This window comes from Klebsiella ornithinolytica, from assembly GCF_030505655.1.
Classification (GTDB): Bacteria; Pseudomonadota; Gammaproteobacteria; order Enterobacterales; family Enterobacteriaceae; genus Klebsiella; species Klebsiella ornithinolytica.
Genome location: NZ_CP130153.1, coordinates 3,989,051 through 4,011,537, shown reverse-complemented (window position 1 = coordinate 4,011,537; position 22,487 = coordinate 3,989,051). Strand labels below are relative to the sequence as shown.

At 54.4% G+C, this 22,487-nt stretch carries 23 protein-coding genes; 9 read left to right on the top strand and 14 right to left on the bottom strand.

The genetic code is table 11. The features are described 5' to 3' along the window. Positions 1 to 112 precede the first annotated feature (112 nt). Positions 113 to 2,422 carry a molybdopterin-dependent oxidoreductase gene (locus Q1L34_RS19195; RefSeq protein WP_069476137.1) on the top strand — a complete coding sequence of 770 codons (2,310 nt, stop codon included), beginning with the start codon at positions 113 to 115 and terminating at the stop codon, positions 2,420 to 2,422. 357 nt (positions 2,423 to 2,779) lie between these two features. Here Q1L34_RS19195 and Q1L34_RS19190 read toward each other — a convergent pair whose 3' ends face one another. Both Q1L34_RS19190 and mtnC read right to left on the bottom strand, forming a co-directional pair. Next, positions 2,780 to 3,322, bottom strand: a complete 543-nt coding sequence (locus Q1L34_RS19190; protein WP_015584906.1) for a 1,2-dihydroxy-3-keto-5-methylthiopentene dioxygenase — start codon at positions 3,320 to 3,322, stop codon at positions 2,780 to 2,782. After that, positions 3,319 to 4,008: an acireductone synthase gene (gene mtnC / locus Q1L34_RS19185; protein WP_004859463.1), complete on the bottom strand. Its 690-nt coding sequence runs from the start codon at positions 4,006 to 4,008 to the stop codon at positions 3,319 to 3,321. Before mtnC ends, Q1L34_RS19190 begins: the two co-directional genes overlap by 4 nt. A gap of 168 nt (positions 4,009 to 4,176) precedes the next feature. On the opposite strand from mtnC, the gene Q1L34_RS19180 reads away from it, so the two are divergent. Further along, positions 4,177 to 5,322, top strand: coding sequence for a pyridoxal phosphate-dependent aminotransferase (locus tag Q1L34_RS19180; protein ID WP_160873236.1), 1,146 nt, complete (start codon positions 4,177 to 4,179; stop codon positions 5,320 to 5,322). Here Q1L34_RS19180 and Q1L34_RS19175 read toward each other — a convergent pair whose 3' ends face one another. The 4 genes from Q1L34_RS19175 to dsbG all read right to left on the bottom strand — a co-directional run bounded on the left by Q1L34_RS19175 (position 5,323) and on the right by dsbG (position 9,133). Continuing rightward, entirely contained in the window at positions 5,323 to 5,949 is a 627-nt protein-coding gene (locus tag Q1L34_RS19175; RefSeq protein WP_044023555.1) for an IbrB-like domain-containing protein, read from the bottom strand. Next, positions 5,934 to 7,157 (bottom strand): phosphoadenosine phosphosulfate reductase, encoded by a 1,224-nt coding sequence (locus tag Q1L34_RS19170; RefSeq protein WP_004859472.1) that lies wholly within the window; start codon positions 7,155 to 7,157, stop codon positions 5,934 to 5,936. The genes Q1L34_RS19175 and Q1L34_RS19170 overlap by 16 nt, the downstream gene beginning before the upstream one ends. A gap of 112 nt (positions 7,158 to 7,269) precedes the next feature. After that, positions 7,270 to 8,196 carry a DNA-binding transcriptional repressor CitR gene (gene citR, locus Q1L34_RS19165; RefSeq protein ID WP_004859477.1) on the bottom strand — a complete coding sequence of 309 codons (927 nt, stop codon included), beginning with the start codon at positions 8,194 to 8,196 and terminating at the stop codon, positions 7,270 to 7,272. Positions 8,197 to 8,386: 190 nt separating this feature from the next. Then, positions 8,387 to 9,133 carry a thiol:disulfide interchange protein DsbG gene (gene dsbG / locus Q1L34_RS19160; RefSeq protein ID WP_004859480.1) on the bottom strand — a complete coding sequence of 249 codons (747 nt, stop codon included), beginning with the start codon at positions 9,131 to 9,133 and terminating at the stop codon, positions 8,387 to 8,389. A gap of 408 nt (positions 9,134 to 9,541) precedes the next feature. Here dsbG and ahpC point away from each other — a divergent pair, with 408 nt between their 5' ends. Together ahpC and ahpF are read left to right on the top strand one after the other, a co-directional pair. Continuing rightward, positions 9,542 to 10,105: an alkyl hydroperoxide reductase subunit C gene (gene ahpC / locus Q1L34_RS19155; RefSeq protein ID WP_004859485.1), complete on the top strand. Its 564-nt coding sequence runs from the start codon at positions 9,542 to 9,544 to the stop codon at positions 10,103 to 10,105. Between the two features lie 239 nt (positions 10,106 to 10,344). Next, positions 10,345 to 11,910: an alkyl hydroperoxide reductase subunit F gene (gene ahpF, locus Q1L34_RS19150; RefSeq protein ID WP_064357263.1), complete on the top strand. Its 1,566-nt coding sequence runs from the start codon at positions 10,345 to 10,347 to the stop codon at positions 11,908 to 11,910. A gap of 68 nt (positions 11,911 to 11,978) precedes the next feature. Here the strand turns inward: ahpF and uspG are convergent, their stop codons facing one another. Then, positions 11,979 to 12,407, bottom strand: coding sequence for a universal stress protein UspG (uspG, locus tag Q1L34_RS19145; RefSeq protein ID WP_004859493.1), 429 nt, complete (start codon positions 12,405 to 12,407; stop codon positions 11,979 to 11,981). Positions 12,408 to 12,605: 198 nt separating this feature from the next. Further along, the gene (gene rnk / locus Q1L34_RS19140; protein WP_004859496.1) at positions 12,606 to 13,016 is read right to left on the bottom strand and encodes a nucleoside diphosphate kinase regulator; all 411 of its coding nucleotides are present in this window, start codon (positions 13,014 to 13,016) and stop codon (positions 12,606 to 12,608) included. Positions 13,017 to 13,256: 240 nt separating this feature from the next. Here rnk and Q1L34_RS19135 point away from each other — a divergent pair, with 240 nt between their 5' ends. Further along, positions 13,257 to 14,087, top strand: a complete 831-nt coding sequence (locus Q1L34_RS19135; RefSeq protein ID WP_004859498.1) for an alpha/beta fold hydrolase — start codon at positions 13,257 to 13,259, stop codon at positions 14,085 to 14,087. A gap of 28 nt (positions 14,088 to 14,115) precedes the next feature. Here the strand turns inward: Q1L34_RS19135 and rna are convergent, their stop codons facing one another. Together rna and dcuC are read right to left on the bottom strand one after the other, a co-directional pair. Beyond that, entirely contained in the window at positions 14,116 to 14,913 is a 798-nt protein-coding gene (gene rna, locus Q1L34_RS19130; RefSeq protein WP_015584900.1) for a ribonuclease I, read from the bottom strand. An 85-nt stretch (positions 14,914 to 14,998) separates the two neighbouring features. Then, a complete protein-coding gene (gene dcuC / locus Q1L34_RS19125; RefSeq protein ID WP_004859503.1) occupies positions 14,999 to 16,369 on the bottom strand; it encodes an anaerobic C4-dicarboxylate transporter DcuC in 1,371 nt (456 codons plus the stop codon). 291 nt (positions 16,370 to 16,660) lie between these two features. Between dcuC and pagP the strand changes: the two genes are divergently transcribed. Beyond that, the gene (gene pagP, locus Q1L34_RS19120; RefSeq protein WP_032716882.1) at positions 16,661 to 17,236 is read left to right on the top strand and encodes a lipid IV(A) palmitoyltransferase PagP; all 576 of its coding nucleotides are present in this window, start codon (positions 16,661 to 16,663) and stop codon (positions 17,234 to 17,236) included. 195 nt (positions 17,237 to 17,431) lie between these two features. After that, positions 17,432 to 17,641, top strand: coding sequence for a transcription antiterminator/RNA stability regulator CspE (gene cspE / locus Q1L34_RS19115; RefSeq protein WP_004859511.1), 210 nt, complete (start codon positions 17,432 to 17,434; stop codon positions 17,639 to 17,641). Positions 17,642 to 17,698: 57 nt separating this feature from the next. Here the strand turns inward: cspE and crcB are convergent, their stop codons facing one another. Further along, on the bottom strand, positions 17,699 to 18,082 hold the full coding sequence (gene crcB, locus Q1L34_RS19110) for a fluoride efflux transporter CrcB (protein WP_004859513.1): 384 nt from the start codon (positions 18,080 to 18,082) through the stop codon (positions 17,699 to 17,701). A 90-nt stretch (positions 18,083 to 18,172) separates the two neighbouring features. On the opposite strand from crcB, the gene Q1L34_RS19105 reads away from it, so the two are divergent. Both Q1L34_RS19105 and tatE read left to right on the top strand, forming a co-directional pair. Next, a complete protein-coding gene (locus Q1L34_RS19105; protein WP_015584898.1) occupies positions 18,173 to 18,961 on the top strand; it encodes a deaminated glutathione amidase in 789 nt (262 codons plus the stop codon). A 127-nt stretch (positions 18,962 to 19,088) separates the two neighbouring features. Beyond that, positions 19,089 to 19,295: a twin-arginine translocase subunit TatE gene (gene tatE / locus Q1L34_RS19100; RefSeq protein ID WP_004859519.1), complete on the top strand. Its 207-nt coding sequence runs from the start codon at positions 19,089 to 19,091 to the stop codon at positions 19,293 to 19,295. A 227-nt stretch (positions 19,296 to 19,522) separates the two neighbouring features. On the opposite strand, the gene lipA is transcribed toward tatE, so the two are convergent. The 3 genes from lipA to lipB form a co-directional block, all read right to left on the bottom strand. Then, positions 19,523 to 20,488: a lipoyl synthase gene (lipA, locus tag Q1L34_RS19095; protein ID WP_004859521.1), complete on the bottom strand. Its 966-nt coding sequence runs from the start codon at positions 20,486 to 20,488 to the stop codon at positions 19,523 to 19,525. A 179-nt stretch (positions 20,489 to 20,667) separates the two neighbouring features. Beyond that, positions 20,668 to 21,564 carry a YbeF family transcriptional regulator gene (locus Q1L34_RS19090; RefSeq protein WP_233429570.1) on the bottom strand — a complete coding sequence of 299 codons (897 nt, stop codon included), beginning with the start codon at positions 21,562 to 21,564 and terminating at the stop codon, positions 20,668 to 20,670. Positions 21,565 to 21,769: 205 nt separating this feature from the next. Beyond that, entirely contained in the window at positions 21,770 to 22,414 is a 645-nt protein-coding gene (gene lipB, locus Q1L34_RS19085) for a lipoyl(octanoyl) transferase LipB (protein ID WP_015584897.1), read from the bottom strand. Positions 22,415 to 22,487 lie beyond the last annotated feature (73 nt).

The following is a 22,487-nucleotide window of genomic DNA, read 5'->3' as shown; positions in this document are numbered from 1 at the left end:
GAGGGGTTAATTGCTATATATCCAGCATATTATATGGCGGGTGGCGTTTTATCTTGCCGAGCATCGCGCTCTATTATAGCGCTCTTTAGCGGGTGAGAAGAAAACAGGCACTATGAGAAAACAGCATAATCTGACCGTGATGCACTGGGGAACCTGGCAGGTTCAGGCCCGCGATGGCCATATCGCTGCGGTCACGCCGGTTCCCTGGGATAAGTCTCCTTCACGTATCGGTCAATCGCTCCCCGATGCGGTCACCGGCAATGCGCGCATTCGCCGTCCGGCGGTGCGAGAAGGCTATCTGAAGAATGGCCCGGCTTCCCGCGAGGGGCGTGGCACAGAACCTTTCGTGGAGGTGAGCTGGGAGGTGGCGCTTGATCTGCTGGCCCGCGAGCTGACGTCGGTGAAGACGCGCTGCGGCAACGAGGCGATTTTTGGCGGCTCCTACGGTTGGGCCAGCGCCGGACGTTTTCACCACGCCCAGAGCCAGCTGCATCGTTTCCTGAAAACCTTCGGCGGTTACACCGCCAGCACTAATACCTACAGCAGCGCCGCCGGGGAACGCATTTTACCGCATGTGCTCGGGCCGCTCAGTCCGCTGCACCGCCAGCACACTCATTTCTCTGAGCTGGCGCGCGAGTGCCAGCTGTTTGTCGCCATCGGCGGTTTACCGCTGCGTAATGCGCAGGTCAACGGCGGCGGCGCCAATGACCATATGCTGAAGCACTGGCTGGATAAAATGCAGGAGGGGGGAACGCGCTTTGTTAACATCAGCCCGGTGCGTAACGATCTCAGCGCCGTGGAGAGCGCGCAGTGGCTGGCGATTCGTCCGGGCACCGATACGGCGCTGCTGCTGGCGCTGTGCCACGTGCTGATAGCCGAATCACTGTACGATGCGCAGTTTGTCGCCAGCCATACGGTAGGTTTTGAACCGTATCGTGCCTATCTGCTCGGGGAGAGCGACGGGATAGCGAAAACGCCGCGCTGGGCGGCGGCGATTACCGGTATCGCGGAACAACAGATCGTCTCTCTGGCGCGGATGATGGCCAGCCAGCGCACGATGGTGAATATCTCGTGGTCCATTCAACGCGCGCGCCAGGGGGAACAGGCCTACTGGGCTACGGTAGCGCTGACCGCGCTGCTGGGGCAAATTGGCACTCCGGGCGGCGGGCTGGGCTTTGGCTACGCCTGCACCAACCTGGCGGGAGCCGCGCGTAAAGCGTTCTCCGGCCCGCGCTTACCGGCCGGGGAAAATGCGGTCAGCAGCGTGATCCCGGTGGCGCGACTGGCGGATATGCTGCTGCATCCCGGCGAGGAGTACGAGTTTGACGGCCAGCATCTGCGCTACCCTGATATCCGCCTGGTGTACTGGGCGGGGGGGAACGCGTTCCATCACCACCAGGATCTCAACCAGCTGTGTGAAGCGTGGCGGCGGCCGGAAACGGTGGTGGTCCACGAGCAGTACTGGACCGCGCAGGCTAAATTCTCCGATATCGTGTTGCCGGTAACCACCTCGCTGGAGCGTGAAGATATCGGCAGCGGTGGGCACGACGGCTTTATGATCGCCATGAGCGCCCAGATCCCGCCGGTGGGCGAGGCGCGCGACGATTACGCGATTTTCTGCGATCTCGCGGCACGGCTGGGCATTGGCGAGCGGTTTAGTGAAGGGCGGGATGCCGGCCAGTGGCTGCGACAGATTTACGAAGACTCCCGGCCGCGGGCACAGGAAGAGGGGATTGAGCTGCCTTCGTTCGATGCGTTCTGGCAGCAGGGCGTGCTGGAATACCGTGCCCCGGAAAAACCGCAGGTCTTTCTGGCGGAGTTCCGCGCCGACCCGCAGCGCTATCCGCTCTCCACTCCTTCAGGCAAGATTGAACTCTACTCGGAAACGATTGCCGCTTTTGGCTATCGCGAATGCCCGGGCCATCCGTGGTGGGATGCAGAAGAGGCGGCCCGGCAGCAGACGGAGGCCGAGCGCTGGCCCCTGCATCTGCTCTCCAGTCAGCCGCGCACCCGTCTGCACAGCCAGTACGATCACGGCAGCGTCAGCCGAGCGACGAAAATTCAGGGCCGGGAGCCGCTGTGGATGCATCCGCAGGATGCGCAGGCGCGGGGCATCGTCGAGGGTAGCGTGGTGAAGGTGTATAACGCCCGCGGGGCGATTCTCGCCGGGGTGCATCTTAGCGAGCAGATCCTCGAAGGGGTGGTGCAGATGTCAACGGGGGCCTGGTACGATCCGCTGGATCCGAAGGTCAAAGGTTCGCTGGACAAGCATGGAAATCCGAACGTCTTGACCGAAGATCGCGGCAGTTCGCGCCTGGGACAGGGCTGTAGCGCCCAGACCTGCCGGGTAGAGATCGAACCATGGCGTGAACCGCTACCGCCGATTACCGCCTTCGATCCGCCGAGGTTTATTCGGGAGTAGGAACGGGGAATTGCCCGGCGGCGCTTCGCTTGCGCGGGCCTACGGGAAGGAGGGGATGCTGTAGGCCGGGTCAGGCGAAGCCGCCACCCGACATCTGTCCAGAGCCGGTTTATCGCCCGCGAGGAGTGCGCAGTAAACCCGGCGGCGCTTCGCTTACGCGGGCCTACGGGAAGGAGCGGATGCTGTAGGCCGGGTCAGGCGAAGCCGCCACCCGACATCTGTCCAGAGCCGGTTCATCGCCCGCCCGGAGTGCGCAGCAAACCCGGCGGCGCTTCGCTTGCGCGGGCTGACGGGAAGGAGCGGATGCTGTAGGCCGGGTCAGGCGAAGCCGCCACCCGGCGCTATTGAATTGCGGCGTTAGGCCAGCCGCGGGTAGGCGTCGGCGATATCATTGCCGGTAAATTTCGCTACCCAGCCTTCCGGGTTGTCGAAAATACGGATAGCGGTGAAGTCAGGCTCCGGGCCCATATCAAACCAGTGCGGCGTGTTGGCCGGTACCGAAATCAGATCGTTCTTCTCGCACAGCACCTGAAACACTTCGTTGCCGATATGCAGGCAGAACAGCCCGGCGCCTTCAACAAAAAAGCGGACTTCGTCTTCCCCGTGGGTGTGTTCGTTGAGGAACTTCGCGCGTAGCGCCTCTTTCTGCGGATTATCCGCGCGCAGGCTGATCACGTCCCAGCTCTGGTAGCCCTTTTCCGCCACCAGCTTCGCGATTGCGTGCTGATAGGCTTCAAGCACCGCCTCGGATGTCGGAGAGGGGCCTAAATCACGGTCGGCCTGCCAGCGTTCGAAGCGCACGCCTTTGGCGTTGAGCTGCTGCTGAATTTCATCGCCGTCGGTGCTATGCCACAGAGGGGTACCGGCGTCTTTTTCTGAATAAATCGTTAATGCGCTCATGCTGGGATCTGCTCCGGATGAATGTCGTCAAAACGCTGAACTTGCGGGTGATGGCTGGCAGGATCGCGGTCGCCGCGCACCAGCTGAATCGTACGAAAACCGGCGGCTTCTGCCGCATCCAGCTCCTGATGAATATCGGAGAGGAACAGAATCGTCGCCGGATGATGCCCCAGCTGTTCGGCAATATTGCGATAGGACTGCGTTTCTCGCTTGGCTCCCGTCAAGGTGTCGAAATAGCCACTGAACAGATGAGTAATATCACCTTCGTCGCTGTAGCCAAATAACAATTTCTGCGCCGCGACGGAGCCAGAGGAATATATATATAAATCAATTCCCTGGGACTTCCATTTTTCCAGCGCGGGCAGAACGTCCGGATAGAGATGGCCGGTAAAGTCGCCATTAACGTAGCCTTCGCGCCAGATAATACCCTGCAGCGCCTTGAGCGCCGTTGACTTGCGGTCTTCGTCCATAAAGGCCAGCAGGGTATCAATCAGTTCGGCGGTGCTGGCGGCGGGGTTATCGATTTCCGCTCGCAGATTATCAAGGATCGTCTTCACCGGCTCGGCGTACTGTTGCGCGGTGACAAAGGCCGCTAGCCGCTCGCGGGCGTACGGAAACAGAACGTTGTGGACAAAAGAAATGTCGCTGGTGGTGCCTTCAATATCGGTCACGATAGCGCGGATCATGGTTTCTCCAGAGTGGGCGGTGCGCCGTGATGGGCTGCTTCAGGCGAGAACCGGCATAACATTATCATTTAGACGTCTAAGCGTCTTGATTGCCAAATATTAACATCGTGTTATAGTGGCTTCAACAACAGCATTACAATCGGTAATTATAAAATGAGCAATAAGCCACTGATTCCTGAAAGTAAACTTCCTTCTCTTGGCACCACCATATTTACACAAATGAGCGCGCTGGCGCAGGAACACCGGGCGATCAATCTGTCGCAGGGGTTCCCGGACTTTGACGGGCCGCGCTACCTGCAGGAGCGCCTGGCGTATCATGTCGCTCAGGGGGCTAACCAGTACGCGCCGATGACCGGTGTCCCGGCTTTGCGTGAAGCGATTGCCGACAAAACCGCCGAACTGTACGGCTATCGCCCGGATGCCAACAGCGATATTACCGTTACGGCGGGGGCAACCGAAGCGCTCTATGCGGCGATTACCGCGCTGGTACGCGCCGGCGATGAGGTCATCTGTTTTGACCCAAGCTACGATAGCTACGCGCCGGCCGTGGAGTTATCTGGCGGCGTATTGAAACGTATCGCTCTGCAGCCGCCCCATTTTCGCGTTGACTGGCAAGAATTTGCCGCAGCGCTTAGCGAGCGCACCCGGCTGGTTATCCTGAACACACCGCATAATCCGTCGGCGACGGTCTGGCAGCGCGAGGATTTTGCCGCGTTGTGGCAGGCGATTGCTGACCATCAAATTTATGTGATCAGCGATGAGGTCTATGAGCATATTTGCTTTGCGACGCACGGGCACGCCAGCGTACTGGCACACCCTCAGCTGCGCGAACGGGCGGTGGCGGTCTCTTCTTTTGGTAAAACCTTCCACATGACCGGCTGGAAAGTGGGGTACTGCGTGGCGCCGGCGGCGATAAGCGCCGAGCTGCGCAAGGTTCATCAGTATCTGACTTTCGCAGTGAATACGCCTGCCCAGCTGGCAATCGCCGATATGCTGCGCCATGAGCCGGAGCACTATCGCCAGCTGCCGGAATTCTACCGCGAGCGGCGAGATCTGTTTGTCGATGCCCTGCGCAGCAGCCGTCTGGAGATTCTTCCTTGCGAGGGCACCTACTTCCTGCTGGCTGACTACAGCGCGATTTCCGATCTCGACGATGTGAGCTTTTGCCGTTGGCTGACGACCGAAGTGGGCGTCGCGGCGATCCCGCTGTCGGTGTTCTGCGCAGATCCGTTCCCGCACCAGCTCATCCGCCTGTGCTTTGCAAAACAACCGGCAACTCTGCTGGCCGCAGCGGAACGTCTCTGCCAGCTGTAGCTATTTTACGGTCCACGCCTGAGAAAATTGCCGGTCGCCAAACAGTTCGGCAAGACCGTTAATTTGTTTCAGGCGTAACACCTCGTCAGCGTCCATACCCAGCTCCTGACTGATTTTCGCGTCTGACCAGCCCAGGTTTGCCAGCTCATGGACGATCGCGGACATGGCGGGGATCTGATGGCGGCCCCGCGCGCGGTTATGGCGAATGGTGGCGGCCATCAGCGTATCGCGGCCGGGAGAAGGGTTTTCCAGGCAGGTAACCGGGAGATAGCCGTTCAACTGCTTTTTTAACGGCGCTTTGTTTCTGGCGAGCTCGTGGCGATGGAATCCGTCAACGATGGTGTAGCGCGCCTCATCTTGTCTGAGCACCACAATGGGTTGCGTAAAACCGTCCGTCTCCAGCGAAGTGAGCAGCAGACGTTTTTCCGGCGGGGCGAGGTTGTTGGGGTTGTAGTCATTTGGCGAAACGCTCTCCTGCTTGACCCACAGCACACAGTCAACGGGATGTGATTTGAACGGACTGTAATTGTGCAAAAGCTGGCGAAAAGCGTTCAGCGCCTCCACGCGTTCTGCATCCTGGAGAGTGTTCAGATAGCGCTCAAGATCCTGCATTATTTGTTGTTGCATAAGATTCCCCACTGCTGGCGTTTTTGACGCATTCGTTCGCGGTAGCGTCGGTATTGGCTGGCTTTGGTCGGACTGAAAGAGAGCATGCGGCACCAGTAATCGTTATTCAGTAGCACTTTGCAGATGCGTCGCCAGGAGGGAATATCCTTCACGCCGGTATCGGCCGTCTGGAGGTCAGGTATATCCACCATTCCTTGCTTTTGATACCAGTGCAGATAGACGGCAATTTTATTCCGGTAATGTTCGGCCGTTTTTTCCGGCATGCTGTCGAGTAAAAACAGGGCGTAGCTCTTCCAGGTATGATGTCCGGGTTTCTCCAGCTTGCGATGTCCGTAGAACTGGTTATCCTGGCCGGCGTAGATCCCGCCGCAGCCTGCGCCGCTCACCCGCTGGCACATAGCGGCCCAGCGCGCAGGTTCCAGTACGTGATAAAGCCAAAGCCCCTGGCGTTGTTCCGGACCGAAAGGTTCACAGATACGCATGTAGCGCAGCGGTACGCCGGCCTGATACATCAGGTCATAGAGTGGGTTACAGGCGAGTCCGCTTTTGGCAAACCAGGTCCAGATATCAGCGGTTTTCCAGTCATAAATAGGGTAGGCGTACCACGCGTGGCCCCCCGGCGCTGAGGTGGTCCAGGGCTTATCATCGGCAAAACGCTGTTTGCGACGCGATGAGATGGTGATAAATCGGTTAAGGGATTCATCCGCGCGGATGCCGACTAAGATCGCCGCGGGACGGTTAGCGGAAAACCAGTCGGCGAATTCGCGCACAAAGCTTTCGAAGCTCATCCCCGGGGCGTAAAAAGAAAAATAGCCGGGGTCGGTAATGGCATGCGGCGGAGGCTGGCGCACCCATGGGGTGTCAGGTTCCCAGCATTGCCATTCCGGCGCGAACTGACTGAGTGAGTTCTGCGTGGTTAGCGGCAGAGCAACCCAGAAAAATTGTTCGATGACATCCTGATATGTTTCCCGCAGCGCTTCACAATGGGTAATGGTGCAGGAAAACTGCGCCTCCCAGTCGATAAACAGCACGCTAATTTTGCGGCCTGTACGTCGTGCGTGAAGCGCGGTCAGATGTAACATCAGAGTGGAATCCTTGCCTCCGGAAAAAGAGACACAGATTCGGGAGAAATTATCCATCACCCATTCAATACGTTTCTGCGCGGCCTGCAGAACGGACTCGGGTAATGGAAGTTTTATTAATGCCACGATCTCTGTTCCTTAACTGCAGTTGACGGTTTGATTGCATACCATGCTACGACAGAAAATAACCACCGTCATTTTTTATGCGTTTACATTTGCGTGGATTATTAATTTAGACTTAATCATTCATGGCGTGAATTTTTGTCTGAGGTTGCGGATGGATTATCTTGTCGATCAGCGAAGAGAACAGGGGGGTATTTATCTGCGTCTGGTGATAAATCATGTAGATCATAATAGAGGGTAGCGGAACGGGCAGCACTCTTAATTTCAGATTAAAAAGCGGGGGAGTCAATATCGCTTTAGGAACAAAGCCGATAAGGTCGGTGTGGTTAATCATATTGATGATCGCTATCAGAGAATCGCTGCGAAAGGCAATCCTGCGGTCAGGAAAGCTTTTTTTCATTTGCGCATAAAAACTCTTTATCCCGACTTCACTGGAAAGATAAGCGGCAAAGCTTTCTCGCATAATGGCCTGCCGGTCGTTGAGTTCATCGGCCCGCGGATGGTGTTCGCCACAGACCAGTACCATTTCAGCCTCGTGGAAGGGCTGGCAGAGCGTCTCCGCGTTTTTACCGGGGGACAAACTGAGTATCAGATCCGCCTTGCGCTGTGAGAGCAAATTCTCCACTGATTCGCTGGTGAGCTGAAGGTCATGATGCTCAATCTGCATATTCCGGCTGTGGTAGAGGGCACGGATGAGTTGTGAAGAGTCGGGGGTAATAAATAACTGTGGGCTATAAATGACAAACCGTTTTTTTAAATTGTCCGGGTTGGCAATAGAAATCGTTTTCTCCAGCTGGCTTAAGTTTTTTTCGAGGAGATAATGCAGGTTGACGCTCATTTGGGTGGGGGTAATGCCTTTCCCCGAACGAATAAACAGCGGATCGTTAAGCTGAGTGCGCAGGCGTTGCAGTGACTGGCTTACGGCGGAGGGCGTAATAAATAATGTTTCCGCCGCCCGACTGATGCTCAGATGTTGATAGATGCATTCAAAAATAACCAGCAGGTTAAGATCGAATTTTTTCAGGCCGTAAAGGTTCGCCATGGCTAATTATCCGGATTACGTCGTGGTGATAAAAGTTATTAGTATTTTGTATTTTATTTTTTTGTAATAATTGAGTTGGTGAATTTATAATAGCGTTTATTTTTCGCCAATACTGAATGTATATGACTGGAGAGGCGTAAGCCAGGTTCTTTTTTCTCAGGAACCTGGCCAGGAAGAGGAGCTGAGCGGGCTACTTTTCTCCCATCATGACCTGCAGCTTGTCGGCTTCAGGCAGCCCGACCACCTGCTGCAGCATATTATCTTTGTTCATGTAGTAAATGGCCGGCGTTGCGTTCGCGCCGAGTTCATCCATTAACTGCTGGTTCTCGCTGACGATCTTCATTTTTTCCGGGGAGAGATTAGTCGGGATCTTAATAAGCATTTTTCCGGCGGATTGTTGGTAATCACGCCAGGTTTTCGCCGGATCCTCGGTAGCGAGAATTGCGGCGGCCGTCGCCGGGCTTTCGGGTTTGATAACGCCAACCAACAGCGTGCGAATCTGTACTTTGCCTGACTCTACCCACGGACGGGCCTGTTGCCAGAATTGCAGGCAGTACGGGCAGAAGGGATCGGCAAAGACATACAGAGTGACCGGCGCCTCCTTTTTCCCTTCCTGTAGCCAGCTGGCGGCCTCCATTTTCTTCCACATCGCCTGGCCTGCCGGCGTATAGAGCTCTTTCTGGAACAGCTGCTCGCTCAGGTTATTGCCATTTTCATCGTACATATAGCCGGAAATAGCGTGCTTGCCGTCGGGGGTCAGATAGATAGCGACCCCCATATCCTGATATTTCCCCAGCCATCCCTTCACCCCACCCGGTGCTTCAAAGGGCTTAATAATGGTAATTCCCTGTTTTTCTATCGCTTTTACGGGAGCCGGGAGATCTTCAGCCTGGCAGAAAAAGGGTAAAAAACTGAGAAAAAACAGACGCTTTAACATGATAATTCCTTGTTAAATCAATGTGTAAGGTGAAAAGATGATGAAGCCTATCACAGCTATAGGTAAGACCTGCTCGCGGGCGGATTGCCCTTTAATACTGCGGATGGTGTAATCGGCCTTGCTGTTACATTAAGGTAATGTAGAGCGCAACACATAGCCAGCTTGTCTGGCACTGAACCTACCTGCGGGTATTTCAGGTAACGGGGCCGCCTGAATAGGGTGGCCTTTTTACTTTCAGTGCCACGGGATGCAAAAGTAACGAAAAGCGGCGATCGTCGCGCCGGGTTCACAAAGCTGTCTTGTTCCGGTTGTTAGATATCGCTTATTGATTTGATAATGCAAACGCATTGGTCGAATCAGGAAAAGTTCGTTAACTTAGACCTCAACGAAAACACGGAGGAAGTATAGATGTCCTTGATTAACACTAAAATCAAACCTTTTAAAAACCAGGCATTCAAAAACGGTGAATTCATCGAAGTTACCGAAAAAGACACCGAAGGCCGTTGGAGCGTATTCTTCTTCTATCCGGCTGACTTCACCTTCGTATGCCCGACTGAACTGGGCGACGTTGCAGACCATTACGAAGAGCTGCAGAAACTGGGCGTAGACGTGTACTCCGTTTCTACCGATACCCACTTCACCCACAAAGCATGGCACAGCAGCTCTGACACCATCGCGAAAATCAAGTATGCGATGATCGGCGACCCGACTGGCGCCCTGACCCGTAACTTCGACAACATGCGTGAAGACGAAGGCCTGGCGGACCGCGCAACCTTCGTTGTTGACCCGCAGGGTATCATCCAGGCTATCGAAGTTACCGCTGAAGGTATCGGCCGCGACGCATCTGACCTGCTGCGTAAAATCAAAGCTGCTCAGTACGTTGCTTCTCACCCAGGTGAAGTTTGCCCGGCGAAATGGAAAGAAGGTGAAGCGACTCTGGCGCCTTCCCTGGACCTGGTCGGCAAAATCTAAAATTCACTACACCTTTCGCGCTACAGGTGCGTTGGCTACGCTTCATCCCCCGGTCACTTACTTATGTAAGCTCCGGGGATTCATAAGCCTGCCGCCTTCCTGTAACACGAAATGCTTGCGAATTTATCCTCAAGCGGGTGCATCTGCGCCCGTTTTATTCCAGCACCATGATGCAAGCCGCATTCAGGCCGCCCGCAAGGCTGCTTGCATGATGATGTTTTTTAAGCAGGAGATTAAAAATGCTCGACACCAACATGAAAACCCAGCTCAAGGCCTACCTTGAGAAACTGACCAAACCTGTTGAGCTGGTTGCCACGCTGGATGACAGCGCAAAATCGGCAGAAATCAAGGAACTGCTGGCTGAAATCGCCGAACTGTCGGAAAAAGTGACCTTCAGAGAAGATAACAGCTTGCCTGTCCGCAAGCCTTCTTTCCTGATTGCCAATCCCGGATCCCTCCAGGGGCCGCGTTTTGCCGGTTCTCCGCTGGGACATGAATTTACCTCTTTGGTGCTGGCGCTGCTGTGGACCGGCGGCCATCCTTCCAAAGAGACCCAGTCACTGCTCGAGCAGATCCGCGATCTGGACGGTGATTTTGAGTTTGAAACCTATTATTCGCTTTCTTGTCATAACTGCCCGGATGTCGTGCAGGCGCTGAACCTGATGGCGGTACTGAATCCGCGTATTAAACATACGGCGATTGACGGTGGGACTTTCCAGAATGAGATTACCGATCGCAACGTGATGGGCGTTCCGGCTGTCTTTATGAATGGCCAGGAGTTCGGTCAGGGTCGTATGACGCTGGCGGAAATTGTCGCTAAAGTTGATACCGGCGCCGAAAAACGGGCGGCGGAAGAGCTGAATAAGCGCGATGCTTATGATGTGCTGATTGTTGGTTCCGGCCCGTCTGGTGCCGCGGCGGCGGTCTATTCTGCGCGTAAAGGTATTCGTACTGGCCTGATGGGTGAACGTTTCGGTGGTCAGGTGCTGGATACCGTGGATATCGAAAACTACATCTCTGTACCGAAAACCGAAGGGCAGAAACTGGCCGGGGCGTTAAAAGCGCACGTCAGCGACTATGCGGTGGATGTGATCGACTCTCAGAGCGCATCGAAACTGATTCCGGCTTCGGTAGAAGGCGGCCTGCACCAAATTGAAACGGTCTCTGGCGCGGTGCTGAAAGCGCGCAGCGTGATCATTGCCACCGGGGCAAAATGGCGCAACATGAACGTGCCGGGTGAGGATCAGTATCGCACTAAAGGGGTGACCTATTGCCCGCACTGCGACGGCCCGCTGTTTAAAGGTAAACGCGTGGCGGTCATCGGCGGCGGTAACTCCGGCGTTGAGGCGGCCATCGATCTGGCAGGTCTGGTAGAACACGTGACCCTGCTGGAGTTCGCGCCGGAAATGAAAGCCGACCAGGTCCTGCAGGATAAAGTCCGCAGCCTGAAAAACGTCGATATCATTCTCAATGCGCAGACCACTGAAGTGACGGGCGATGGCAGCAAAGTGACCGGCCTGCAGTATCGTGACCGGGTCAGCGGTGATGAACACCATATCGAGCTGGCGGGGATTTTCGTGCAAATTGGGCTGCTGCCGAACACCAACTGGCTGGAAGGCACCATCGAGCGTAACCGGATGGGCGAGATTATCATCGACGCGAAATGTGAAACTAACGTCAAGGGCGTGTTTGCCGCCGGCGACTGCACAACCGTACCGTACAAACAGATTATTATCGCCGCGGGCGAGGGCGCGAAAGCTTCCCTGAGTTCGTTCGATTATCTGATTCGTACCAAAAGCGCATAATAAAGTAAGACCACACCTGCATATAAAAGAGGCTACCCCAGGGTAGCCTCTTTTTTTAGCCTTCGGGGTTACCGAACGACCATTACCGGAATATGGGCATGGCGGATGACGCTTGAGGCATTAGAGCCAAGCAAGTGGGTGCTGATAGAAGGGTTGCGCGAACCAATCACCACCACATCGGCTTTAATTTCGTTCGCCAGTTCATTGACCATGTCCCGCACATTACCAAAGCGGACGTGCATTTTAATCCGCGAAGGGTCGATGCTGAAATGACCTGCCATTGTTTTCAGGCGCGTTTCCGCTTCGTGCTGTAGATGCTCTTCAAAACGACGCAGATCGGCGGTAAAGCGGCTCATCGTGAAGCTGGACGATCCGGGTAAGACGTGGAGCAGGTGAATAATCCCATCCTGCTGGGCCAAAAACTCCGCGTGGCGGACGGCCTTGTCGCTCAACTCCATCTCAAAAACATCAACGGGCATAATGATAGTTTTATACATATGCATTCCTCCTTGTTCGACTGTTTCTATATCAACACATTATAGGAAAATATAGTGTCATTCAGCTCGCAAAACTGTCAGCTCAGACGAAGAGAGAGGTAAAATTTTGTCAGAACAAATGAGAGAGGGAAGAGGGCAGAAAGAGGATGCGAAGACATCCTCTGAATAAAGCGTGAAACGCCTCAGGCAGCGGGAGAATTAACGATGAAACTCACCTGCAGCTTCCGGCTGGTAAAGTAGCTCCAGGACTTCGAGATGAGCCGATGCCCCGCCCGGTAATTCCCAGTGGATCGCACTGCCGACTTTCAGACCGAGCAGCGCGGCGCCAACGGGAGCGAGCACGGAAAGCTGGGTGGCGCTGTCCGTTACCTGCGAGGGAAACACCAGTGTCCGCACGCGTTCTTCACCGCTGCTCAAATCGCGAAATCTGACTTTACTGTTCATGCTGACAACATCATGCGGCATCGCTTCGGGCGCCAGCATTTGTGCACGATCCAGTTCGTCGTTCAGCGCATCTGCCACCGGGGAATTAGCGAAAGCCGGCTGTTCGAGCAGCCTGTCGATGCGTTCTGCATCGAGCTCATTAATGATGATTGCGGGTCTGGTCATCGCATACTCCGTGTTATCCAGGAACCTGTCCGTAAAAGAAAACCCTCACCGAAAAGGCAAGGGTTAATGTCGTCCCATCATACTGAGACTTGTCGGCGGTTTGAAGTGATTAAACGCACATTAAGTGATGATCGCCGAAAGGGACATATGAAATTTATGATAATGCCGTCACAACCGAAAAATCTGTCTTATCCTTTTTAAGCTGTATCAGGTAGTACCCTTCCAATACAGGAGACTTAAATGAGCGGTTTTGACAAACTTACTCTTAACGACGGTAGTTATCTGTATTTTAAAGACTGGGGTAGCGGGCAACCGGTGGTATTCAGCCACGGCTGGCCGTTGACGGCTGATGCTTTTGAAGATCAAATGTTGTTTCTCGGATCGCATGGATTCCGCGTGATTGCTCACGATCGCCGGGGGCATGGTCGCTCGGCGCAGCCCTGGGATGGCCACAATATGGATCAGTATGCCGACGATCTGGCTCAGCTCACGGCCCATCTGAACTTACGTGATGCCGTTCATGTCGGACACTCAACCGGCGGCGGGGAAGTCGCGCGTTATATCGGCCGGCACGGAACTGACCGTGTGGCGAAAGCGGTGCTGATTGGCGCCGTGACGCCGATTATGATTCAGACGGACTTTAACCCGAACGGCGTTCCCAGGGCGGTCTTCGACAGCATCAGGGAGGGGGTTATTGAGGATCGCGGAGCGTTCTTCTATGAGCTGACGGCAGCATTCTACGGCTACAATCGGGACGGGGCCAAAGAGTCAAAAGCGGTACGTGAAGGGTTTGTCGAGCAGGGGTTGCAGGGGTCAATCAAAGCGCTTTATGACTGTATTGAAGCGTTTTCTGAAACCGACCTCCGTGAAGACCTGCGTAAGATGACGATCCCGACGCTGGTGATTCATGGTGATGATGACCAGATTGTCCCGTTTGAAACCTGCGGGAAAGTGGCGGCGCAGCTGCTGCCTGACGGCGAATTAAAGGTCTACCAGGGCGGGTCTCACGGGATCTGTACGACCCATAAACACCAGATTAACCAGGATCTGCTCGATTTTATTCGCGCGTAATCTACCGGCGGCTTACGCCGCCGAATCATCAGTTGCCGGCTTTATCAATCACAAATTGTTTGCCGCAATTCCCCGGATGAGGCTGGGGCAAGAGGCTATTGGCTGAAAGCGGCTGATTGATAGCCTCCGCTTTGATGGCGATTTGCATTTCGGTTAAATAAGCCGGATTGCCGTTACAGGTCAGCTTAAATGCTTTCACGCTCTGCTTACCATATGCCTGCGCGACCGCGGCATCGAACTCATCGCGGCTGACGCTCTGCCCGTAGTGCTTCGCCAGAAAGAGGCCCAGCGGGCTCTGCTTCACTTCACTATCAAGACGTACCATCGTGCCAAAGTAGCTATCGGGATCGAAGCCAAAACAGACGCCGTGTTTCGCATACTCATAACGCTCGAGACATGAATTGCCGCCGGCTCCCGGCATCACGCTATTGAGTTTATTCGCCATCTCGAGCGACAGCCCGGTTTCAGCGGCCTGGCATTTACGCCCGGCTTTCACTTCAGGCATGTTGGGGACAGGGCGGGTGGCGCAGCCAAAACGCATCCAGCGCCGATCGTCGACGCCCCGGGCAGCAATGGATTTTGGCAGGCCAGGCCAGAGGCCATGTACCGTCAGGAAATCCGCTTTATTCGGTAATTCCTGCTGCAAGCGACACTCTTCCGGCTCACTCCGGTTTCTGTCATGCATGCTCTGGCAGAACCCCGTTTGCCATGACAAAGCCAGTACATAACGGTCGAAATCGCCATATTGCGTTGCGGTGAGTGGTTCAGCGCCGGCCTGGGTTGCCGTCAACAAAAGGGCAATGGCGACGAAATCCTTCCTGAACATTTTTAATCCTGATAGTGGGTGACAATGATTTACAGGAAATGATTAAAGCATAAAAAAGGCGCCAGCTGGCGCCTTTTCGCGTTTATTAAAGCGCGCTACCGGGTACCAGAACTTCGGTGGCGATAATCACCACCAGCAGACCGACGATAACCGGAACAGAGGTCCGTTTCACCACTTCAAAGGGGGAGATTTTGGCCATCCCGGCAACGGCGACCACCACGCCTGAGACCGGCGAAATAGTCCGACCCAGGTTTGAAGCCTGTAGCATAGGAATGGACAGGTAGGCCGGGTTGATGCCTGAAGAGTGGGCTAATTTCGGGATCATCTCTACGAAGGCGTAAAACGGCGCGTTACCAGAACCGGTGGTCATTGCCGCCAGCATGGTCAGAATCACCAGCACCAGCATTAAAATAATGCTCGCCGAGCCAAATGATGTGGCGATTGAGATCAGGCTATTGATAAAGCCAATGGTGCTCAGGCCCTGAGCAAAGACGCCGGCGGCCACTAACAGCATGACGACGCCGGCGAAGGCATCGGCCATGCCGCGGTAGGCGACTTCCAGTCCGGCGAAAACATTTTTCGTATTAAAGCCGCGAACAAACTCCAGCACGGCCGCCAGCAGCATGCAGAGCACGAGGATAGCAATAATATGCAGCTCCGGGCCCCATTTCCCGTCGAAAATCAGGACGCCGATAATCGGCGTAAAGGGCAGAAGGGCGTAAAAGGAGGGAGCGGTTGTGGTGATCTCATTCACATCAAGCATTTCGTGAACGACATTCTCTTTTTTATCCAGATAGCGCTGCCAGAAGTAGTGGGCAATGGCCATGCTGATAATTGCGACGATGGAGATTGGCAGCGTGGTTTTAAACGCGAAGTCGATGAGCGGCATTTCTGCGGCTTTGGCGGCCAGCACCACGTCGCCGGAGGTCGGAGAGAGGATAATGGCGGCCGGCGAGGCGCAAATGGCCGCCGCGGCGCCGCGACTGATACCGACGTTCACCATCACCGGGAACAGCGTGGCCATCAGCAGAACGCCCAGACCGGTTGCCGAAGAGACGGCCAGCGACATCAGACAGGCGACAAAATAGGCGGCGATCATCAGCAGATAGGGAGAGTTAATATAGCGCAGCGGCTTTGAAGCCAGCTTTACCACCATATCGTTGGCGCCAATATGGGTCATATAGGTGGCGAATCCGCAGAGCATCATGATCATCATGCCCAAATCGCCGCCGCGGCTCATCAGGAGAATTTTAACGTACTCGATAATATCGGTCGCGGAGTACCCCGTGCTTTTTGTATCGCCGGGTAAAATTTTGTGCCCCATCAACGCGCTGACGATGAGTAACGTCAAACCGCCGACGAACAGCACGCCGGTGGCGGAATACCCCTTTATGATATAGCGGGCAACACCCACAATGACCACAATCCCAATCAGGATCTCAACTAGCGTAAGCATCTTTTACCCCTAAGCCTTTTACCCAAAGAATCTGCTAATAAATAAAGTGAAGATAAAATTAAGTGAGCGAATGTGCCTAATTAATGGGCGAAACATGCTGATGCAAATCAATAAACTGATGAGAACCCTGCAATCATCAGTGGAGGGGCGGCCGCTATCACAAAACGACGAGGTGAAAAGGGGGCTGTTTTTCCGATCATAAATCAGAAACTTACCTAATTTCGTTAAGGTAATATTAAGATTATACTTGTTAAATTATTGCGCTTTAAAATCGATATTGGTAAGAGATAAGTGTTGAGACAACGTCAGTTCGTATTGTTTTTTCTTGGTTTTTTAGGGGTAATGCTCTCTTGTGGCGCGGCTAACGCGTCGTTTACGTCGACGATTCGCGATGGGTATAACACCTTAAGTGATAACGTCGTGCAAACCTGGCAGGAACCTGAACACTACGATCTGTATGTTCCCGCGATTACCTGGCATGCCCGCTTTGCCTATGACAAAGAAAAGACCGATGAATATAACGAGCGTCCGTGGGGAGCAGGATTCGGGGTTTCGCGCTGGGATGATAAAGGCAACTGGCACGGCCTGTATCTGATGGCTTTTAAGGACTCTTTTAACAAATGGGAACCGATTGGCGGCTATGGCTGGGAGAAAACCTGGCGTCCGTTAGCAGATGACAACTTTCATCTTGGTCTGGGGTACACGCTGGGCGTGACGGCGCGGGATAACTGGAATTACATTCCCATTCCGGTCATTTTGCCACTGGCATCCATTGGTTATGGACCGGCAACTTTCCAGATGACCTATATCCCCGGGACCTACAATAACGGTAACGTCTACTTTGCCTGGGCCCGTTTCCAGTTTTAGAACTGGCATAACTTAGCAATAAAAGAGCTAAGTCGTTTGTCCTGTGAAAAAACAACAACTAAGGCGTGACCTCCTAAAAAAGATAGCGATATTTGTCACTTTTTAACAAAGTTGGACTGGACAAAAGGCATCACAATTGATGTACTGGTGTCCGACACAGTATCAGTGTCGTTTTTTCATATAAAGGTAATTTTGATGTCTAAGATTAAAGGTAACGTTAAGTGGTTTAATGAATCCAAAGGATTCGGTTTCATTACTCCGGAAGATGGCAGCAAAGATGTATTCGTACATTTCTCTGCAATCCAGTCCAACGGTTTCAAAACTCTGGCTGAAGGTCAGCGCGTAGAGTTCGAAATCACTAACGGTGCCAAAGGCCCTTCTGCTGCAAACGTAAACGCTATCTAAGCATTGCGTCAGTAGAATATAAAAACCCGCTCAACGCGGGTTTTTTTTTGTCTGCCGTTAGCGGCTGGCAGCGTGGGAAAAGAGCCAGAATGCCGTTGCCGTCATGGCGAATGAACCTAACAGATTGACCAGAATGTTCAGCAGCGCCCAGCTGAAACGGCCCTGTTGCAGCAGGAAAACGACCTCCGATGAGAAGGTTGAGAACGTCGTCAGCCCGCCGCAAAATCCGGTAGTGATCAGCAATTTCCACATTGGGTCAATGTTTGTCAGGCGATTAAACCATGCCAGCCCGGCACCAATGATAAATGCGCCCAGCAAGTTTGCCGCGAGTGTGCCGATGGGAATAGCGTGATGCATTGGATTGAACTTCATACCAAGCCACCAGCGCAATACGCTGCCGGTACCGCCGCCAACAAAAACGGCTAAAAGTAGTTGTGACACTCTCATTCCCTGCTATTTGGTTAATACAGGGGTTTGAGTGTAGCGCGCAAAATGCGTCATTGGCTACGAAATACCTGACGGGAGAAGAGAATGCGGGTTGCTGCGGGACAATTTGCCGTTACGGCGGACTGGCGAGTCAATGCGCGTACCTGCGTAGCGTTGATGAACCAGGCGGCCGGGCAGGGAGTATCATTGCTGGTATTACCGGAAGCATTGCTGGCGCGTGACGACAGCGATCCGGATCTCTCGGTAAAGTCGGCGCAGGAGATTGATGGCGGTTTTCTGCAGCTGTTGCGTGATGAAAGCCGGAATTATGGTTTAACCACGGTGCTGACGCTGCATGTACCTTCGGGTGAGGGGCGAGCGACGAATACGCTGGTGGCGATACGCCAGGGCGAAGTGATTGCCCAATACCAGAAGCTCCATTTGTATGACGCGTTTGCGATGCAGGAGTCGCGACTTGTCGATGCCGGGCAACAGATTCCGCCGCTGATTGATATCGACGGGGTACGCGTTGGCCTAATGACCTGTTACGATTTACGCTTTCCTGAACTGGCGTTAACGCTGGCGCTTAACGGTGCTGAAGTATTGGTTTTACCCACCGCGTGGGTAAAAGGGCCGATGAAGGAGTATCATTGGGCCACGCTACTGGCGGCCAGGGCTCTGGATACGACCTGCTATATCGTTGCGGCAGGCGAATGCGGCACCCGTAATATTGGTCAGAGCCGCATTATCGACCCGATGGGAACGATAATGGCGGGGGCAGGGGACGAGCCGCAGATGATTACTGCCGACATTTCGACAGCGTCGCTGCGTCAGATTCGCGAGCGTTTGCCGGTGTTGAAGAACCGCCGCTTTGCGCCACCGCAATTATTGTGATGTTTTTTTAAACAAGGCTTGATTCACCTTGTTACAGATTGCTATTGTGTCCGCGCGTCAAATAGCCGTTAATTGTTCGCGTGTATGATGGCGTATTCGCAGCTTGTTTTAGAGAAGAAGGTTAGCTATGGGTGAGATTAGTATTACCAAACTGCTGGTTGTCGCAGCACTGATTATTTTAGTGTTTGGTACCAAAAAATTACGTACGCTGGGTGGAGACCTGGGGTCCGCTATCAAAGGCTTCAAGAAAGCCATGAACGACGATGACGATAGCGCGAAGAAAACCAGTGCGGAAGAAGACGCTCCGGCACAAAAGCTCTCTCATAAAGAGTAATTAAAGGCGCTTTCCCCGACAGCGGGAGGGCGTAACCGACAGGCGAGAGTCTGGACGTTGAAGAGGCTGCAGCGATAGGCGTTGTGGCCTCTTTTTGTTGCCTGCTCGCGAAAATACGGAAAAAATGCAACCAGTTGTTACCAGCGGGCAGGGAAACATCAGACGGGCGGGATAAAAACAGATCGCCGCGCGAAAGCGTTCACGCGGCGATTGGCGGGCAGTGAGATTTACTTCACTTCCATCCCTTTGGCTTGCAGGTCGGCATGATAAGACGAACGAACGAACGGACCGCAGGCGGCGTGGGTGAAGCCCATCGCCATCGCTTCGGCTTTCATCTCTTCAAACTCATCCGGGCTAACGTAGCGCTGAACCGGCAGGTGATGACGGCTTGGCTGCAGATACTGGCCCAGGGTGAGCATAGTCACGCCATGGCGACGCAGGTCGCGCATAACTTCGATGATCTCTTCGTTGGTCTCGCCGAGACCGACCATCAAACCTGATTTCGTCGGGATCTCCGGATGCGCTTCTTTAAAGCGCTCCAGCAGCTTCAGCGACCAGTTGTAGTCGGCGCCTGGGCGAACCTGACGATACAGACGCGGCACGTTTTCCAGGTTGTGGTTAAACACATCCGGCGGCGTCACCGTGAGGATATCCAGCGCGCGATCCATACGGCCACGGAAGTCAGGGACCAGGGTCTCAATCTTAATCGTCGGGTTTTTCTCACGAATAGCGCTGATACAATCGGCAAAGTGCTGCGCGCCGCCGTCGCGAAGATCGTCGCGGTCAACGGAGGTCACGACGACGTAACGCAGGCCCATATCGGCGATAGTTTGCGCGAGTTTCTGCGGTTCGTTGGCATCCGGGGTCACCGGACGACCGTGCGCAACGTCACAGAACGGGCAGCGGCGGGTACAAATCGCGCCGAGGATCATAAAGGTGGCCGTTCCGTGGTTGAAGCATTCCGCAAGGTTTGGGCAAGAAGCTTCTTCGCACACGGAGTGCAGACCGTTCTTACGCATCGCTGCTTTGATTCCCTGGATACGGGACGAGTCAGCCGGAAGTTTGATTTTCATCCATTCCGGTTTTCTGAGCAGAGCTTCACGCTCAGTTGCCACGTTTTTCACCGGGATAAGGGCCATTTTATCGGCGTCGCGGTACTTAACACCGCGTTCCATCACAATGGGTTTACTCATAGCGTGCGTGTTCCAGTTGCGAGTCACGAAGGAAAGCGAATCAATTCAAGGAAATGTTGTATTTATCAACTATTTTTGAATTAAGGACAGGCAGTATACCATTGATATGGGACAGAAAGCAGCCTACCTGTTCGGCAAATTGTAAAATAGTTGTTGTTTTATGCTTATCCTCACGTGCTTTATTGTTTAAACGACTGACAAACGACCTCGATGACCTGATTCAGCAACGGTTCCTGCGCGCTCTGCCGGTTGTAATGCAGTGCAATCTCAATGCGCTCTTCGGGTAATTGAGCGTAGTCGAGCCTTGCCAGCGACCACGTTTGCGCCAGCAGAGAAAACATTCGCTCCGGCATCAGCCCGAGCATATCGCTTTGGCTAATCAGCGCAGCCTGGGCAAACAGGTTGTCGCTGCTGAAGCCACAGCGGCGTTCTCCCTGGCGTTCCTGCCGCTGCCGGTATATTGCCGGATAGCGTTGGCCCGGCGATAGCTTCAGCGCAAACTCATACTGGCGGAGATTTTCTTCGGTTAACGGCCTTTGCAGCGCCGGATGTCCTTCGCGGCAATACATCACCAGCCGCTCTTCAAACAGCAGGTGATACGCGATGGTCTGGCTACTGTAGGTATCGCTGTCGATCGCTAAATCGACCTGGCGTTGGTTAAGCTGACTGCTGGCATCGGTAATGGCGATGTTGTGTAACCGGATCTGGGGGAAACGCGGTTTGAGCGCGTGCGCAATCGTGGGGATGACCAGCGCCCCGATGAGAGGGGAGGTCGCGATGGTGAGGGCGCGTGGCTGAGCCGCCCCGCAGGCCAGGTCAAGGGCGCTGAGGAAGGATTCCATTCCCTGGCTGATGTACTGGTGAAGATGGGTTGCGTAGGCCGTAGGCCTCACCCCCTGGCCTTTACGAATAAACAGTGGGTCGGGGAATACCGCACGCAGTTTGTTAAGCGACTGGCTGATCGCCGATGGTGTAATATTCAGCACTTTAGCGGCATTTACGATGCCCTTGTGGACATACACCGCTTCAAAAATGGTCAGCAGGTTCAGATCCACATTGCGTAGAATACGCAACACCTGGCGGTCGTGGTGCGGTTCCTGCGGTGCGGGCGACTCTGATGACGGCGTGTTATTTTCCACTCAGCGCTTCCTGTTATCGGAAATAGCGCAAGTATAGCGGCCGGCGGCAGCGTCGTGCGTGACGTTTAATTGCAAATATAATGGCTTAACTATCGATAATGCGAATGTCGCGCCCGGTGACAGGGGCGCGAGCGGGCGGGAGCTAAGCGGCAGCAATCATCTCGTGGGGCGGGTTGCCGAGCAGGGCCAGCAGGTTGGCAACCAGATGTGGCGCCACCATCTGCGGTTGAATATCCGGCTGCCACTGGCGCATTTGGGTCATCTCCATCCCGGCATAGCCGCAGGGGTTAATCCGCAGAAACGGCGACAGGTCCATCGCAATATTCAGCGCAAGCCCGTGAAACGAACAACCTTTCCGGATGCGTAAACCCAGCGAACAGATTTTTTGCTCGCCGACGTAGACGCCGGGCGCATCGGCGCGTGGATGTGATTCAATCGCGTATTCCGCCAGCGTATTGACCACGGTCTGTTCCAGCAGAGTAACCAGTTCGCGCACGCCCAGTTTCCGGCGCTTGAGGTTCAACAGAACATACATCACCTGCTGCCCTGGCCCGTGGTAGGTCACCTGGCCGCCGCGATCGCTTTGAATGACCGGAATGTCCCCCGGAACCAGCACGTGTTCGGCTTTTCCCGCCTGGCCTTGAGTAAAGACCGCAGGGTGCTCTACCAGCCAGATTTCGTCCAGCGTGCTGTCGTCGCGGGTATCGGTAAATTCATGCATCGCCTGCGAGACCGGTTCGTAAGGTTGCAGGCCAAGTTGACGAATAAGGATTTTGTTATGCTGCAAAACAACGTCTCCGCAGAGAGAGAAGTGACTTGAGGGGGGAGTATATCACAGCATAGCGGGGAGAGATGACCCG

Bases quoted from the DNA above. Each gene is read 5' to 3' on its own strand.
- tatE (WP_004859519.1), top strand. From the start codon at position 19,089: ATGGGTGAGATTAGTATTACCAAACTGCTGGTTGTCGCAGCACTGATT.
- rna (WP_015584900.1), bottom strand. From the start codon at position 14,913: ATGTTCAGGAAGGATTTCGTCGCCATTGCCCTTTTGTTGACGGCAACC.
- dsbG (WP_004859480.1), bottom strand. From the start codon at position 9,133: ATGTTAAAGCGTCTGTTTTTTCTCAGTTTTTTACCCTTTTTCTGCCAG.
- Q1L34_RS19175 (WP_044023555.1), bottom strand. From the start codon at position 5,949: ATGCAACAACAAATAATGCAGGATCTTGAGCGCTATCTGAACACTCTC.
- citR (WP_004859477.1), bottom strand. From the start codon at position 8,196: ATGGCGAACCTTTACGGCCTGAAAAAATTCGATCTTAACCTGCTGGTT.
- ahpF (WP_064357263.1), top strand. From the start codon at position 10,345: ATGCTCGACACCAACATGAAAACCCAGCTCAAGGCCTACCTTGAGAAA.
- rnk (WP_004859496.1), bottom strand. From the start codon at position 13,016: ATGACCAGACCCGCAATCATCATTAATGAGCTCGATGCAGAACGCATC.
- lipA (WP_004859521.1), bottom strand. From the start codon at position 20,488: ATGAGTAAACCCATTGTGATGGAACGCGGTGTTAAGTACCGCGACGCC.
- ahpC (WP_004859485.1), top strand. From the start codon at position 9,542: ATGTCCTTGATTAACACTAAAATCAAACCTTTTAAAAACCAGGCATTC.
- uspG (WP_004859493.1), bottom strand. From the start codon at position 12,407: ATGTATAAAACTATCATTATGCCCGTTGATGTTTTTGAGATGGAGTTG.
- Q1L34_RS19135 (WP_004859498.1), top strand. From the start codon at position 13,257: ATGAGCGGTTTTGACAAACTTACTCTTAACGACGGTAGTTATCTGTAT.
- Q1L34_RS19105 (WP_015584898.1), top strand. From the start codon at position 18,173: ATGCGGGTTGCTGCGGGACAATTTGCCGTTACGGCGGACTGGCGAGTC.
- Q1L34_RS19190 (WP_015584906.1), bottom strand. From the start codon at position 3,322: ATGAGCGCATTAACGATTTATTCAGAAAAAGACGCCGGTACCCCTCTG.
- cspE (WP_004859511.1), top strand. From the start codon at position 17,432: ATGTCTAAGATTAAAGGTAACGTTAAGTGGTTTAATGAATCCAAAGGA.
- dcuC (WP_004859503.1), bottom strand. From the start codon at position 16,369: ATGCTTACGCTAGTTGAGATCCTGATTGGGATTGTGGTCATTGTGGGT.
- mtnC (WP_004859463.1), bottom strand. From the start codon at position 4,008: ATGATCCGCGCTATCGTGACCGATATTGAAGGCACCACCAGCGACATT.
- Q1L34_RS19195 (WP_069476137.1), top strand. From the start codon at position 113: ATGAGAAAACAGCATAATCTGACCGTGATGCACTGGGGAACCTGGCAG.